At 56.8% G+C, this 14,304-nt stretch carries 13 protein-coding genes; all 13 read left to right on the forward strand.

The genetic code is table 11. The features are described 5' to 3' along the window. The first annotated feature begins 45 nt into the window (after nt 1-45). The 13 genes from gpr (at nt 46) to ET33_RS04600 (ending at nt 14,155) form a co-directional block, all read left to right on the forward strand. The gene (gpr, locus tag ET33_RS04545) at nt 46-1,044 is read left to right on the forward strand and encodes a GPR endopeptidase (protein WP_036677076.1); all 999 of its coding nucleotides are present in this window, start codon (nt 46-48) and stop codon (nt 1,042-1,044) included. A gap of 223 nt (nt 1,045-1,267) precedes the next feature. Next, nucleotides 1,268-2,518, forward strand: coding sequence for a stage II sporulation protein P (gene spoIIP / locus ET33_RS04550; RefSeq protein WP_036677078.1), 1,251 nt, complete (start codon nt 1,268-1,270; stop codon nt 2,516-2,518). Nucleotides 2,519-2,560: 42 nt separating this feature from the next. Next, nucleotides 2,561-2,962, forward strand: coding sequence for a hypothetical protein (locus tag ET33_RS04555; protein WP_036677081.1), 402 nt, complete (start codon nt 2,561-2,563; stop codon nt 2,960-2,962). Between the two features lie 119 nt (nt 2,963-3,081). Further along, nucleotides 3,082-4,896 (forward strand): translation elongation factor 4, encoded by a 1,815-nt coding sequence (lepA, locus tag ET33_RS04560; protein ID WP_036677085.1) that lies wholly within the window; start codon nt 3,082-3,084, stop codon nt 4,894-4,896. A gap of 64 nt (nt 4,897-4,960) precedes the next feature. Beyond that, on the forward strand, nt 4,961-6,133 hold the full coding sequence (gene hemW / locus ET33_RS04565) for a radical SAM family heme chaperone HemW (RefSeq protein ID WP_036677087.1): 1,173 nt from the start codon (nt 4,961-4,963) through the stop codon (nt 6,131-6,133). 83 nt (nt 6,134-6,216) lie between these two features. Further along, nucleotides 6,217-6,684, forward strand: coding sequence for an N-acetyltransferase (locus tag ET33_RS04570; protein ID WP_036677089.1), 468 nt, complete (start codon nt 6,217-6,219; stop codon nt 6,682-6,684). A 375-nt stretch (nt 6,685-7,059) separates the two neighbouring features. Next, complete coding sequence (hrcA, locus tag ET33_RS04575; protein WP_036677092.1) at nt 7,060-8,091, forward strand: heat-inducible transcriptional repressor HrcA; 1,032 nt, start codon at nt 7,060-7,062, stop codon at nt 8,089-8,091. Continuing rightward, nucleotides 8,088-9,626: a TCP-1/cpn60 chaperonin family protein gene (locus ET33_RS04580; protein ID WP_036677094.1), complete on the forward strand. Its 1,539-nt coding sequence runs from the start codon at nt 8,088-8,090 to the stop codon at nt 9,624-9,626. The genes hrcA and ET33_RS04580 overlap by 4 nt, the downstream gene beginning before the upstream one ends. A 97-nt stretch (nt 9,627-9,723) precedes the next feature. Then, a complete protein-coding gene (gene grpE, locus ET33_RS04585; RefSeq protein ID WP_036677097.1) occupies nt 9,724-10,332 on the forward strand; it encodes a nucleotide exchange factor GrpE in 609 nt (202 codons plus the stop codon). Nucleotides 10,333-10,401: 69 nt separating this feature from the next. Further along, nucleotides 10,402-12,249, forward strand: a complete 1,848-nt coding sequence (dnaK, locus tag ET33_RS04590; RefSeq protein WP_036677099.1) for a molecular chaperone DnaK — start codon at nt 10,402-10,404, stop codon at nt 12,247-12,249. Between the two features lie 82 nt (nt 12,250-12,331). Next, entirely contained in the window at nt 12,332-13,447 is a 1,116-nt protein-coding gene (gene dnaJ, locus ET33_RS04595) for a molecular chaperone DnaJ (protein ID WP_036677101.1), read from the forward strand. Nucleotides 13,448-13,582: 135 nt separating this feature from the next. Then, nucleotides 13,583-13,741: a YfhD family protein gene (locus ET33_RS37220; RefSeq protein ID WP_010495626.1), complete on the forward strand. Its 159-nt coding sequence runs from the start codon at nt 13,583-13,585 to the stop codon at nt 13,739-13,741. 18 nt (nt 13,742-13,759) lie between these two features. Beyond that, complete coding sequence (locus ET33_RS04600) at nt 13,760-14,155, forward strand: hypothetical protein (RefSeq protein WP_036677103.1); 396 nt, start codon at nt 13,760-13,762, stop codon at nt 14,153-14,155. Nucleotides 14,156-14,304: the final 149 nt, after the last annotated feature.

The following is a 14,304-nucleotide window of genomic DNA, read 5'->3' on the forward strand; positions in this document are numbered from 1 at the left end:
TTTCACACAATAACTGGGCGAGCCAGAATGAAAGGAGACGAGAGCATGGGATTGGATTTGAGCGCTTACTCCGTACGCACGGATCTCGCCCTTGAGGCGCACGACTTGGCATCGGCCGGCGGAATGACGATACCGGGCATTGAGCGGACGCAGTACGAGGAGGAAGGCGTCCGGGTCAGCGTGATCGATATTACTTCCCAGGAGGGCTCCCAGGCGGTCGGGAAGCTTCCGGGTCATTATATAACGTTGGACGTGCCGGCGCTGCGTCAAAAAGACAGCGATCTGCAGGACCGGGTAGCCACGATATTCGCGCAGGAGTTCGAGAAATTTTTGCACAAGCTGAATATTGGGCCGAAGGCGAGCGTATTGATCATCGGACTCGGCAACTGGAACGTGACGCCAGATGCGCTGGGACCGATGGTCGTGGAAAATGTTATGGTGACCCGCCATTATTTCGAGCTGATGCCGGATCAGGTCAGCCCTGGCTATCGTCCGGTCAGCTCCGTGGCGCCGGGCGTGCTTGGGACGACCGGGATCGAAACGAGCCAGATCGTGCAGGGAATCGTGGAGCAGGCGAAGCCCGATCTGGTCATCGCCATCGACGCGCTGGCGTCCCGTTCGCTCGAACGCGTCAACACGACGATCCAGATCGCGGACACGGGCATTCATCCCGGGTCAGGCATCGGCAACAAGCGCAGAGGCTTGACGCTGGATACGCTTGGAGTGCCTGTCATCGCCATCGGCGTGCCGACCGTCGTCTTCGCCTCGACGATTGTGAATAATGCGTTCGACATGATGCATAACCATTTTCGCAAGCAGACGGCGAACACCGGACATATTCTCGGTCTTCTCGACAATATGCAGGAGCAGGAGCGGCTGCAACTGGTGCAGGAAGTGCTGAACCCGCTCGGCCACGATCTGCTCGTTACGCCGAAGGAAATCGACCAGTTCATCGAAGATATCGCCAACATTATTGCCAGCGGGCTGAATGCCGCGCTGCATGAGGCAGTCGATACAAGCAACGTATCTGCGTATACGCATTAAGCTGAACGAACGTCCGGGAATGGCAGGATGACGATCCTCCGACTCGGGCGTTTTTGATTATGCCGGCAAATTTCTCACGGTCTATGATTTTCAGGTTCTATCTTCTAGCGCGGCTTCATAGAGTTGGTAGTAGAGAAGCAGACTTACCTGCCGGCGGCAAAAAAGTGCCGGGGTGCCTGCTCAGCCGAAGATGCACCAGAAGCCGAACAAGGAGGAATGGAACATGAAGTGGCCGGCCGTAACCGTCAATTTAAGCAGGTACCGGAAAATGGGACAAGCCATCGGCATGTACTCAAGGACGTTTACCATCCTGATGACAGGATGTCTGTTGTTTTTTATAGCCATCGGATTGCTGGGGTATGTGCATTCGACCGTCTCGAATCCTTCCCCTTCCACGTCGATGAAGGGATTGGCAGCATCCGTGTCCAGCCGTTTCTTCATGGATATGATGGGGATGGAGGTGCCGGGCTTGCAGCAGGACCGCAAGTCGTTTACGTTTTCGCAATCGAACGTGTCAGGCTTCCTGTTCTCGCTGTTTACCGATCTGAATCCGAAGGATCCGAAAACGCTCATTTCCCGGGAGGTGCCTGGGCTGTCGCAGGAGCGCTCCATACTGCTGAGCGGCGCCGACGGCTTCGTCGTCGATTCTCCCGAGGACTACGGCCCCAAATCGGACGTGTTCCAGCGTGGGGACCTGGGGGAAGCGGGCTCGATCACGGCCAATCCCCGAGCGAAATCGGTCGACGACGGAAAAGTGCAGGGACCGGCCATCCCGCTGCCTGCGGCCGAGGGACCGCGAATGGCGGGCAAGAACGTCGCCTTCGTCTATCAATCGCACAATCAGGAATCGTATTTGCCGGAGCTGCCCGGCGTCAGAGATCCGGACAAGGCGTACGACCCGAAACGGAACGTGACGCAGGTCGGGCTGCGGCTCGCCCAAATGTTGGAAAAGGAAGGCATCGGCGCCGTGCATTCCGATAAAAACTATCCGGCCATCGAAAAAAGCTTCAACTATTACTACTCCTACAAATATTCGTTCAAAACGTTGGAAGAGGCCGTATTCGGGCACCCGGACTTGAAATTTTATTTTGACATTCACCGCGACTCACAGCGCCGCGACAAGACGACGGCGACGATCAACGGAAAAGATTACGCGCAAATCTACTTTATCATCGGCGGTAAAAATCCGAATTGGAAGCAAAATTACCAATTCGCCGAACAAATCGACCGCGTGCTCGAAGTGAAGTATCCCGGCCTCTCCAAAGGGATTCATGCCAAAAACGGCGAGGGCAACGGCGTCTACAATCAGACCTTCTCTCCGAACAGCGTGCTGATCGAAGTCGGCGGGGTGGACAACAGCCTGGAGGAATGCTATCGCACCGTGGATGCGCTGGCCAAAGCGGTTTCCGAAATAATCCTGAATGCGGAGAAGGTCGATGCGCCGGTTACGGACGGGAAAGACGGGAAAAAGTAACGGCCGGTACCGGACCCCCGGCGAGAAAGAGAGGAGAGCACGGTGAGAGGAAATACGTTCGTCAAAGTCGGCGCCGTAGGATTGGCGATGGCCTTCTGCATCTTTTTCGGAGTTGCGCTTGCCACGCAGGGAACCGAGCGGATTCACGGCCCGCTGAACAAGCCGCAGTCTGGGGCTGCGGAGGCGAAGCAGCACGCGTATACCTCCGCGCCTGCGGGGAAACCGGGCGCCGCGCCTCCGGCGGGTGCGAATGCAGCGGGGCCGGTGCCCAAGCCGCATGCGCAGCGACCTGCGGAGGCTAAAGCGAAGCCGGCCATGCCGGAAGATCCGGCTGCGTACACGGGCATCAACCGTGTCGGGAACAAAACGGGGGAGCTGCTGCAGATTACGGCGTATTACGGCATCCGTTTCGTCGTTTCCATATTTGAAGCGATAAGTCCATAATGCCGACCTCGGCAATGGGATGGACATGGAAGTTTAGGGGTGTCCATTGCTGCCCGCCGTCACAACTGCTATAATTAGAAGTATTGTAAATTTGCAGGTTAGTGAGGGTAAAGCTGCCGATGGATATCCAAGCCAGACAAAAGAAAATAAGAAATTTTTGTATCATCGCCCATATCGACCACGGGAAATCGACGCTTGCCGACCGCATCCTCGAATATACCGGCGCGCTGACGTCGCGTGAAATGCAGGAGCAGGTGCTTGACCAGATGGATCTGGAGCGCGAGCGGGGCATCACGATTAAGCTGCAGGCGGTTCGCCTTAGCTACCGGGCCGACGACGGTGAAGAATATATATTGAATTTGATCGATACCCCGGGACACGTCGACTTTACGTACGAGGTTTCCCGCAGTCTTGCCGCCTGTGAAGGCGCGTTGCTCGTCGTGGACGCGGCGCAGGGGATTGAAGCGCAGACGCTTGCCAACGTTTACTTGGCTTTGGACAACAATCTGGAAATTTTGCCGGTCATCAACAAAATCGATCTCCCCAGCGCCGAGCCGGAACGGGTGAAGCAGGAAGTCGAGGACGTGATCGGACTTGATGCCAGCGATGCGGTACTGGCTTCCGCCAAAGCCGGGATCGGCATTAAGGAAATTCTCGAGCAGGTCGTACAGAAGGTGCCCGCACCGACGGGCAATCCGGACAACCCGCTCAAGGCGCTCATTTTCGACTCGCACTACGATCCGTACAAGGGCGTTATCGTGTATGTCCGCGTCATCGACGGCTCGATCAAAGCGGGCTCGAAAATCAAATTCATGGCGACGGACAAAACGTTCGAGGTCATCGAGGTCGGCGCATTCAAACCGCGTATGGGCTCGGTTCCTTCGCTGGAGGTCGGGGATGTCGGCTTCATCGTCGCCGGGGTCAAGAACGTCGGCGATACCCGGGTCGGGGATACGGTAACGGACGCCAAAAATCCGACGCTCGAGCCACTGCCGGGTTACCGTAAAATCAACCCGATGGTATTCTGCGGACTGTATCCGATCGAAACGAGCGATTACAACGATCTGCGCGAAGCGCTTGAGAAGCTGCAGCTAAACGACGCGTCGCTCAGCTTCGAGCCGGAGACGTCCACGGCGCTCGGGTTCGGCTTCCGCTGCGGATTTTTGGGGCTGCTCCACATGGAGATCATTCAGGAGCGGATCGAGCGCGAATTCAACATTCCGCTCATTACGACCGCGCCGAGCGTGGTGTTCCGCGTGACGCAGACGAACGGCACCGTGCTGAATATCGAAAACCCGTCGCTGTTCCCGGAGCCGGGCAAAATCGACTTCGTCGAAGAGCCTTACGTCAAGGCGTCCGTCATCGTCCCGAACGATTATGTCGGCGCCATCATGGAGCTGTGCCAATCCAAGCGCGGCGAATATATCAATATGGAATATCTCGACACGACTCGTGTAACGCTCACTTACGATATTCCGCTGTCGGAGATCGTTTACGATTTCTTCGACCAATTGAAATCGAGCACCAAAGGCTACGCTTCGTTCGATTACGAACTGTCGGGCTACAAGAGTTCCAATCTGGTGAAAATGGACATTCTGCTGAACGGGGAGCAGGTGGATGCGCTCTCGTTCATCGTGCACCGCGACCGGGCGTTCCACCGCGGTCGCATCATTTGCGAGAAGCTGAAGGAGCTCATTCCGCGCCAAATGTTCGAGGTGCCGGTACAGGCGGCGATCGGCCAGAAGGTCATCGCGCGCGAGACGGTGAAGGCGATGCGCAAAAACGTCCTTGCCAAGTGCTACGGCGGCGACATTTCGCGGAAGCGGAAGCTGCTGGAGAAGCAAAAGGAAGGCAAAAAGCGCATGAAGCAGGTCGGCAGCGTGGAAGTGCCGCAGGAAGCGTTCATGGCCGTATTGAAGATCGACGATAACTAAGAAAAAAAGCAGGCAGGTGCTTCGGAGTTCCGAACGCCTGCTTTTGCCATTAGGGGGAACCTAAATGCTGCAGCGAACCCAGACACCCCAAGCGGTGTATATTCATATTCCTTTTTGCACGAACAAATGCCATTATTGCGATTTCAATTCCTACGTGCTGAAAGGCCAGCCCGTGATGGATTACTTGGACGCGCTTGAGCGCGAAATGGAACGGACGGTGCAGGCGGTTCCGCCGGGGGAGATCGAGACGATCTTCGTCGGGGGCGGCACGCCGACGGTGTTGACGCCGGAGCAGATGGAAGTGTTTTTGCGCCGCGTCCGCGCTTATTTCCCGGACTGGTCGCCGCAGCTGGAATTCACGATGGAGGCGAATCCGGGCACAACCGACCTGGAGAAGCTGCAAGCGATGAAAGAAGGAGGCGTCAACCGGATCAGCTTTGGGGTGCAGTCTTTTGATAACGGGCTACTTGAAGGTATCGGGCGCATCCACAATACCGACGACGTGTACCGGAGCTTGGAGAACGCGCGGAAGGCCGGGTTTACGAATCTGTCCATCGACCTGATGTTCGGCCTGCCGAAGCAGACCAAGGCCGTAATGGAAGCGACACTGAAAGAAGCGCTCGCGCTGGACCTGCCGCACTACTCGATCTACAGCTTAAAGGTCGAAGAGAACACGTTGTTCCACACGCTCTATGAGCGCGGACAGCTGCCCCTGCCCGAAGAGGATGAGGAAATCGGCATGTTTCTGCTGATTATGGAGCGGCTGCGCGCGGCTGGCTACGGGCAGTATGAAATCAGCAACTTCGCCAGAGTCGGATACGAGAGCCGGCATAACGCAATGTACTGGCGCAATCAAAGCTATTACGGCCTAGGCGCCGGGGCTCACGGCTACGTTCACGGTCAGCGGCATGTGAATATAAAAGGCGTCCAGCCTTATATCGACGCGACGCGCAGCGGGCTGCCGCTGCTGGAGAAGAACGCGGTGGAAATCCATGAAGCGATGGAAGATTTCATGATGGTCGGGCTGCGGATGCTCGGCGGCGTGCGCAAGGCGGATTTTAACGAACAGTTCGGCATAGAGCTGGACGACGTGTTCGGGCATGTACTGCAGCGGCAATGCAGCCTCGGACTGCTGGAGGCGAGCACCGGGGGCTACAAGCTGACGGAGCGGGGCGTGCTGCTCGGAAACGAAGTGTTCGGCGAATTTTTGGGAGCCGTAAAAAATAGTCAAAAATAGGTTGATCCTTTATACGTCTTGTTGTATATTTATTCATATCATTTTCTACATGAGATACTACTAGGCGATGGGTGGGAACCGCTATGACGACAACGTTGACCTGCAGAAAAGCGACCGCGCAGGACATTGACACTTTATACGACATTATTCAAGGTTATGCTGAAAAAGGAATTATGCTCCCGCGTACCAAGGAGACGCTGTCTGTGCAGCTCGATACGTTCGTCGTAGCGGAGATCGACGGCCAGCTTGTAGGCTGCGGCTCGCTCACAAGGCTCGGGCAGGATCTGGTCGAGATCCGGTCGCTCGGCGTTTCGGACGGATACAAAGGTCAAGGCATCGGCAAGGCGCTCGTCAACTCGCTGCTGCACGAAGCGAAGCAGCAGGGCATCCCGAAAGTGATGGCGCTGACCTACGAGGTGGCGTTCTTCGAAAGAAACGGTTTTACCGTTGTCGAGAAGGAGATCTTCCCCGAGAAAGTATGGCGCGACTGCGTCCACTGTAAAAAGCAGCATTGCTGCGACGAAATCGCCGTCCTGAAACGGCTCGACTGACTTGACACAGACCCTCTGGGTCTGTTATTTTTGTATTAGCTTAGCACTCACTAGCACGGAGTGCTAACGAAAGAGCGGTTTGAATAATTGGGAAACAAGGCGAGCAAGGTATGCCTTGGTTTACTTCTTTTAATGTATTTGTTTTTCGGTAAAAAGCTTTTGACGGAGGAAAGAACTGCAGTCGGGGCCTATGCTTCCGAAGTCGTTTTCCTAAAGGAAAACGCTCAGTCTACGTGCCGCCTTTGAATTCGGGTTCTTACCGACAGGTAAGTTCAATTGGAACCCGAGTTCAGCAGCGGCCGGAGGTTGCAGTTTCTTTCACGCAGTCAATTCCCTTTTCTCCCGAAAAACCTCCAAAGCAAGGGGGGACTTGGTGTGCTAACCGAACGTCAGCGTCATATTTTAAGCGCCATAGTCGATGATTACATCCGTTCTGCAGAGCCGATCGGCTCCCGCAGCATATCCAAGCGCGGCAATGTGGGATTCAGCCCCGCCACCATCCGTAACGAAATGTCCGACCTGGAGGAGATGGGCTTTCTGGAGCAGCCGCACACGTCGGCCGGCCGGATTCCTTCCCACAAGGGCTACCGATATTATGTCGATCATCTGATGCATTATAACCAGCTTCCTGTTCAGGATGTCGACATGCTTAAGCAGTTTTTTGCCGAAAAAATGCAGGAAATGGAACGTACCATCCAGCATGTGGCGCAAATTTTGTCCCAGCTGACGAACTACACGTCCATTGTCATGGGACCGGAGATGCTGGGTACGACGATGAAGCATTTGCAGATCGTTCCGCTTAATGAACGGACGGCTGTCGCGATTATCGTGACCAACACCGGACAGGTGGAGAACAAGACCGTCACGATTCCCGAAGGCGTTCCGATGTCGGAGATCGAGAAGTTCGTCAACGTGCTCAACGCCCGGCTCAAGAATGTGCCGCTGCTTCATTTCAAGTCGAAGCTGTACACGGAGATCGCCTCGGAGCTGAGCAGCTACGTCTCCGGTTACGAAGAGCTGCTGCTCATGCTGGATCATGTCATGGACCGCGGGGAAGAAGAGCGGATTTTCCTTGGCGGCACGACGAACATGCTGACGCAGCCCGAGTTCAAGGATGTCGATAAGGTGAAAAGCATTCTGGACTTGCTCGCCGAAGGACCGAAGCTGGTGCAGCTGTTTGACGGAACCGGCGAAACGGACGGGATACAGGTGCGGATCGGCAGCGAGAACAAGCTGGAAGCCGTGAACGATTGCAGTCTGATCACCGCTTCGTATTCGCTGGACGGGCAATTGCTCGGGACGATCGGCATCCTCGGACCGACACGAATGGATTACGGTAAAGTCATCAAGCTGCTCGATCATTTGACCAAAGATTTGAATCAGTTGATGGGACGTTGGTACAAATGAGCCAAATGAAGCCGATAGGCCAAGAAGGCGAAGAGGCGTTTGCAACGCTGCGGAACAACGCGAATGCGATCCGCGCCATTTGCTCGGCGGTGGAAGGGACCCTCGGACCGAAGGGGCTCGATACGATGCTGGTCGGGACGCAGGGGGAAGTCGTCATTACGAATGACGGCGTGACCATTTTGGAAAAGATGGACGTTACCCACCCTGCCGCAAGATTGCTCATTCAAGTCGCCCGTTCCCAGCAGCATCAGGTCGGGGACGGTACGACGACGGCCACCGTGCTGGCGGGCGCATTGGTCGCCGAAGGCGTAGCGCAGGTCACACGGGGCGTACCGGTAGCGAAGGTCGTCCGCGGGGTGCAGGACGGCGTGGCCGCGGGGCTGGAGTCGCTGGCCCGCCGGGCGCGCCCGCTGGAAGGGATGAACGATCCGCTGCTGTACCGGATCGCGTACATTGCGGGGCGGGAGCACGCCGACCTCGCCAAGCTGATTGTCGAAGGGGCAAAGCGTCTTGGCCCGGCGAAGCTGCAGGAGCCGCACTTCCGCTTCTCCGACGTCGTGATGTCGCACGGAAAAGCGGCGAATGAAGTATGGCCGGGCCTGTTGATTAACAAAAAGCCGGCCAATGCGCAGCTTGATTTTCCGCCGGATACGGCGCAGGTGCTGCTGTTCCAGGATGCGTTCGAGCCGGAGACGGTCGATGAGGAAGCGCTCATGACCGATGCCGGCTTCCACAAGCAGACGCAGCTGCGAGAGCAGTTCCGCGCCCTCTTGGAGAAGCTCGTCGAGCTGCGCGTCGGCTTCGTGGCCTCGGAGCGAGGCGTCGATCCCGAGGCGGAGCAGTTCTGCACCGACCATGGGATCATGGTGCTGCAGCGTCTGCCGCGCGCGGAGCTGCGCCGCGTCGCGGAATATACCGGCGCGCGGCCGATTCGCCGCAGCGGACTGCGCAAGCCCGCCTCGGAGCTGGCGGGCTATCTCGGGTTCGCCGGGCACGTCGCTTACGACGAGCGGCTGGAGAGCGTGCGGATGGCCGAAGGCAAAGGCCGCACGCAAGTATCCATCGTCGTGGGCGCCAGCACGAGCGAGGTGGTCGGCGAGCGGCTGCGCATCGCCCGCGACGCCGCCTCAAGCGTGCAGGCCGCGCTGCGCGGCGGCTGCTTGCCCGGCGGCGGGGCGGCTGAAATGGCCGTCGCCCACGAGCTTGACCGGCACCGCGAGACGGTGCAGGGCATGGAAGGCTTCGGCATTGCCGCCGTCGCGCAGGCACTGCGCAAGCCGCTGGCCCAAATCGTCGTGAACGCGGGTTACAACCCTCTCGAGAAGGTCGAAGAGGTGAAGGCGGCGCAGATCGCTTCCGGTAACGATGCGCTCGGCATCGATTGCGATACCGGAAGCGTCGCGGATATGACGACCGCCGGCGTCGTCGACCCGGCGGAGGTGAAGCTGCACGCGCTGCAGGCTGCCGGCGAGGTGGCATGCGCGGTGCTTCGCATCCACACGGTCATTAAGATGCGCCCGCGCACGGAAGAGTAGGGCTCAAGCATGCCGGGCGTTTCCCGGCTGCAAGGGATGGTTACAATAAGTAAAGATAGAGAGCCGGACGGCTGATTCGGTTAAGGAGGTGACACAATTGAACGCGGAACAAAAAGAGCAAGCAAACGGACGCCCGGAGACGGACGTTGAAACCAACGAGCAAGAAGCCGGAGCTACATATGGCGCCGGAGCATCGGCCGAAGGCGCTGCCGACACGGAACAGGCAACCGGCCAATCGGAGGCTCAGGAGGCAGTCCATCCGGAAGTGGAAGAACTCAAAAAACAAGCGGAGGAAAATCACCAGCGTTTTTTGAGGGCGCAAGCCGATTTTGACAACTTCAGACGCCGCACACAAAAGGAAAAAGAAGAATTCGCCAAATACGCTTCGTTCAAGCTGATCGAGCAGCTGCTTCCGGTAGTCGACAACTTCGACCGGGCGCTTGCCGCCAGCAAAGGCAGCAACGATTACGAAGCCTTGGCGAAAGGGATCGATATGATTTTCCGCCAGATGGAGCAAGTGCTGACGAGCGAAGGCTTGCAAAAGATGGAGGCGGTCGGTCAACCTTTCAATCCCGAGTACCATCAAGCCATCATGCAGGTGGAATCCGAGGAGTACGAGGAAGGCATCGTCGTGGAAGAAGTGCAAAAGGGCTACCTGCTGAAAGACAAAGTCATCCGACCTGCCATGGTCAAAGTGAGCTCATAAAGCATAAATTATGAACGCGATAAGCGTATACCCATACAATGCACAGCGAAATTAAGGAGGCTAACCCTCATGAGTAAAGTAATCGGTATCGACCTTGGGACGACCAACTCCTGCGTAGCCGTCATGGAGGGCGGCGAGGCCGTCGTTATCCCGAACCCGGAAGGCAACCGTACGACTCCTTCCGTCGTAGGCTTCAAGAAAGACGGCGAGCGCGTCGTCGGCGAAACGGCGAAACGCCAAGCCATTACGAACCCTGACCGTACGATCATCTCCATCAAGCGTCATATGGGGACGAACCACAAAGAAGTCATCGACGGCAAAGAGTACACGCCGCAAGAAATTTCGGCGATCATTCTGCAAAAGCTGAAAGCCGATGCGGAAGCTTACCTCGGCCAGACGGTCACGCAAGCCGTTATTACCGTGCCGGCCTATTTCAACGACAGCCAACGTCAAGCGACGAAGGACGCAGGTAAAATTGCGGGCCTTGAAGTGCTGCGGATCGTCAACGAGCCGACGGCAGCCGCTCTCGCTTACGGGCTGGAGAAAAGCGAAGACCAAACGATTCTCGTATACGACCTTGGCGGCGGTACGTTCGACGTCTCCATTCTGGAGCTTGGCGACGGCTTCTTCGAAGTTAAAGCGACCAGTGGAGACAACCGTCTGGGCGGCGACGATTTCGACCAAGTCGTCATCGACCACCTCGTGGCCGAGTTCAAAAAAGAGCAAGGCATCGATTTGAGCAAAGACAAAGCGGCGGTTCAACGTCTGAAAGACGCGGCCGAAAAAGCGAAAAAAGAGCTTTCCGGCGTTCTGACATCGACGATCTCCCTTCCGTTTATTACGGTTGTGGACGGCGTGCCGCAGCACTTGGAGATGAACCTGACCCGCGCCAAATTCGAAGAGCTTTCCGCCGAGCTGGTGGAAAGAACGATGGGACCGACCCGTCAAGCTCTGAGCGATGCGGGCCTTAGCGCGAACCAAATCGACAAAATCGTATTGGTCGGCGGTTCCACGCGGATTCCGGCCGTTCAAGAAGCCGTTAAACGCCTGACGGGCAAAGAGCCGCACAAAGGTGTTAACCCGGACGAAGTCGTCGCGCTCGGCGCTGCCGTTCAAGCGGGCGTACTCACTGGCGACGTTAAAGACGTCGTATTGCTCGACGTGACTCCGCTGTCCCTGGGGATCGAAACCGCAGGTGGCGTATTTACGAAAATGATCGACCGCAACACGACGATTCCGACAACGAAATCGCAGGTGTTCTCCACTTACGCGGACAGCCAGCCGAGCGTGGAAATCCACGTTCTGCAAGGGGAGCGCTCGATGGCAGCCGATAACAAAACGCTGGGCCGCTTCATCCTGGGTGATATTCCGCTCGCGCCGCGCGGTGTGCCGCAAATCGAAGTTACGTTCGACATCGATGCCAACGGTATCGTCAACGTAAGCGCACTGGATAAAGGCACCGGCAAAAGCCAAAAAATTACGATTACCTCTTCCAGCGGTCTGTCCGACGAGGAAATCGACCGCATGATGAAAGACGCGGAATCGCATGCCGACGAAGACCGTAAGCGCAAGGATCTTGTTGAAGCCCGCAATCAGGCGGATCAGCTCGTCTATTCCGTCGACAAAACGATTAAAGATCTGGGCGACAAAGTCGACCAGGCTGAAATCGACAAAGCGAATGCGGCGAAAGACAAAGTGAAAAAAGCGCTTGAAGGTGACAACCTTGACGAGATCAAAGCAGCCACCGAGGAGCTGACGCAAGTCGTTCAGCAGCTTTCCACGAAGCTGTATGAGCAAGCGGCGCAGCAGGCTCAAGCGGCCGGCGGCGCAGACGCCGAAGGCTCGCAAGGCGCAGCCAAAGGCAAAGACAACGTGGTAGACGCGGATTACGAAGTGGTCGACGAGAACAAGAAGTAATAACCCTTGCGGTTAGCAGGAAGTCAAAGCCGGCATTCGGCTTTGACTTTCCGTTTGTCGCCCGGGGAGTGGGAGTGGAACGATGAGTAAACGCGATTACTATGAAGTGCTTGGAGTAGGTAAGGACGCTTCCCAAGAGGATATCAAGAAAGCTTACCGCAGTCTCGCTCGCCAATACCACCCGGACGTGAACAAGGCGGACGATGCCGAGTCCAAGTTCAAAGAAGCGAAGGAAGCGTACGACGTACTGAGCGACGATCAGAAGAAAGCGCAGTACGACCGCTTCGGCCATGTCGACCCGAATCAGGGCATGGGCGGCGGCTTTAACGGCGCGGACTTCGGCGGCTTTGGCGATATCTTCGACATGTTCTTCGGCGGCGGCCAGCGGCGCAATCCGAACGCGCCGCAGCGGGGCGGCGACCTGCAATATACGCTGACCATTGAATTCAAGGAAGCGGTATTCGGCAAAAAGACCGACATCCACATTCCTCGTACGGAAACGTGCGATACGTGTCAAGGCAGCGGCGCGAAGCCGGGAACGAAGCCTGAAACGTGCGGCGTCTGTCACGGGTCCGGGCAGCAGGAGGTCGTGCAAAATACGGCCTTCGGGCGAATCGTCAACCGCCGGGTATGCTCCGCTTGTCAAGGACAGGGAAGAATTGTCAAAGACAAATGCGGAACGTGCCATGGCTCGGGGAAAGTCAAGAAGCAGCGCACGATCAGCCTGAACATTCCGGCAGGCGTCGATGACGGGGCGCAGCTTCGCGTGACGGGAGAAGGCGAAGCCGGGACGCGGGGAGGTCCTCCGGGAGACCTGTACGTCGTGATTCGCGTGAAATCGCATGAATTTTTCGAGCGGGAAGGCGACGACATTTATTGCGAAGTACCTCTGACGTTCGCGCAAGCGGCGCTTGGGGACGAAATCGAAATTCCGACGCTGACCGAGAAGGTGAAGCTGAAAATTCCGGCCGGTACACAGACGGATACGTATTTCCGCCTGAAAGGCAAAGGCGTTCCGCGGCTTCGCGGGTACGGGCAAGGCGACCAGCACGTGAAGGTGGTCGTCGTGACGCCGACCAACATGAATGACGAGCAGCGGGAGCTGCTGCGCGAATTCGCACGGCTCAGCGGCGAGCATACGCACGAGCAAAATCAATCGATTTTCGAGCGGATGAAAAAAGCCTTTTTAGGTGATTAAGCAGATCAAGTGGCTTACGAAAGCACGGCGGCGATTTTTCGCTGCGGTGCTTTTTTGCATATTTTCCTTAAGATTGGCGGACAATACAGGAGGTGGTTATCTAACTGTATAGACTACGTGAAGGAGGAAACTGACATGAGCGAAAATGAACGTCAGGCCAATCAAGCGAATCGGCAGCTTCCCATCGCCACAAACGAAGACGTTGAATTTACTTCCGAATTGGCAGACCAAGCGGACGTCGCAGCGCGCGAGCGTGCGGCGGATGCCGATGAGAGACAGCAAGGGCAAGCGTAGGGAAGCGGGGTAATTCTCATGGCTGAAAAAAGCATCTTGGCTTATTTCCAGTCCAGGCAGCAAGCGGAGAGCTGCGTGCCGAAGCTGAAAGCCTTGCGTGCCGCCGATATTCAAATCGATCAATTCGGGGAGTATCCGGGGCATGGCGTGGAGGAAACGTTCAATCCTTTAAGCAATAGCGATTTTCCGGGATTGGCCTATTTAACGCTCGGCGGGTCCGGTATGAGTCAGGATGCGCGGATATTGACCGCCGTCGATGTGGATGCCAGCGGCATGGCCGACGGCAGCAGAGAGCTGCTGGCGCCGGACCCGGAGGATATGACGCGCCGGGACATTCTGCTGACGGTCGTCCTGGATGAAGTGACCTACGACCAAGCGATGCGGGTCATCCGCGAGGCGGGCGGCAACATCTAAAACCCGGCAAAGCCGGCATTCGCTACCGGTGATAACGGTTCTTTGCATGTCCGACATGCGGGGAACCGTTTTTCGCATGCGGCAGCGCCGTTTTACCCGCGCCCGTAATTGTTGTATACTAAGATTTACGTGTGCTTGCATAAGCAAAA

Source organism: Paenibacillus tyrphae, assembly GCF_000722545.1.
Taxonomy (GTDB): Bacteria; Bacillota; Bacilli; order Paenibacillales; family NBRC-103111; genus Paenibacillus_G; species Paenibacillus_G tyrfis.

What these genes read in the sequence shown, in the direction of transcription:
- gpr (WP_036677076.1), top strand. Translation starts at nt 46, where the DNA reads ATGGGATTGGATTTGAGCGCTTACTCCGTACGCACGGATCTCGCCCTT.
- spoIIP (WP_036677078.1), top strand. Translation starts at nt 1,268, where the DNA reads ATGAAGTGGCCGGCCGTAACCGTCAATTTAAGCAGGTACCGGAAAATG.
- lepA (WP_036677085.1), top strand. Translation starts at nt 3,082, where the DNA reads ATGGATATCCAAGCCAGACAAAAGAAAATAAGAAATTTTTGTATCATC.
- hemW (WP_036677087.1), top strand. Translation starts at nt 4,961, where the DNA reads ATGCTGCAGCGAACCCAGACACCCCAAGCGGTGTATATTCATATTCCT.
- ET33_RS04570 (WP_036677089.1), top strand. Translation starts at nt 6,217, where the DNA reads ATGACGACAACGTTGACCTGCAGAAAAGCGACCGCGCAGGACATTGAC.
- ET33_RS04580 (WP_036677094.1), top strand. Translation starts at nt 8,088, where the DNA reads ATGAGCCAAATGAAGCCGATAGGCCAAGAAGGCGAAGAGGCGTTTGCA.
- dnaK (WP_036677099.1), top strand. Translation starts at nt 10,402, where the DNA reads ATGAGTAAAGTAATCGGTATCGACCTTGGGACGACCAACTCCTGCGTA.
- dnaJ (WP_036677101.1), top strand. Translation starts at nt 12,332, where the DNA reads ATGAGTAAACGCGATTACTATGAAGTGCTTGGAGTAGGTAAGGACGCT.
- ET33_RS37220 (WP_010495626.1), top strand. Translation starts at nt 13,583, where the DNA reads ATGAGCGAAAATGAACGTCAGGCCAATCAAGCGAATCGGCAGCTTCCC.
- ET33_RS04600 (WP_036677103.1), top strand. Translation starts at nt 13,760, where the DNA reads ATGGCTGAAAAAAGCATCTTGGCTTATTTCCAGTCCAGGCAGCAAGCG.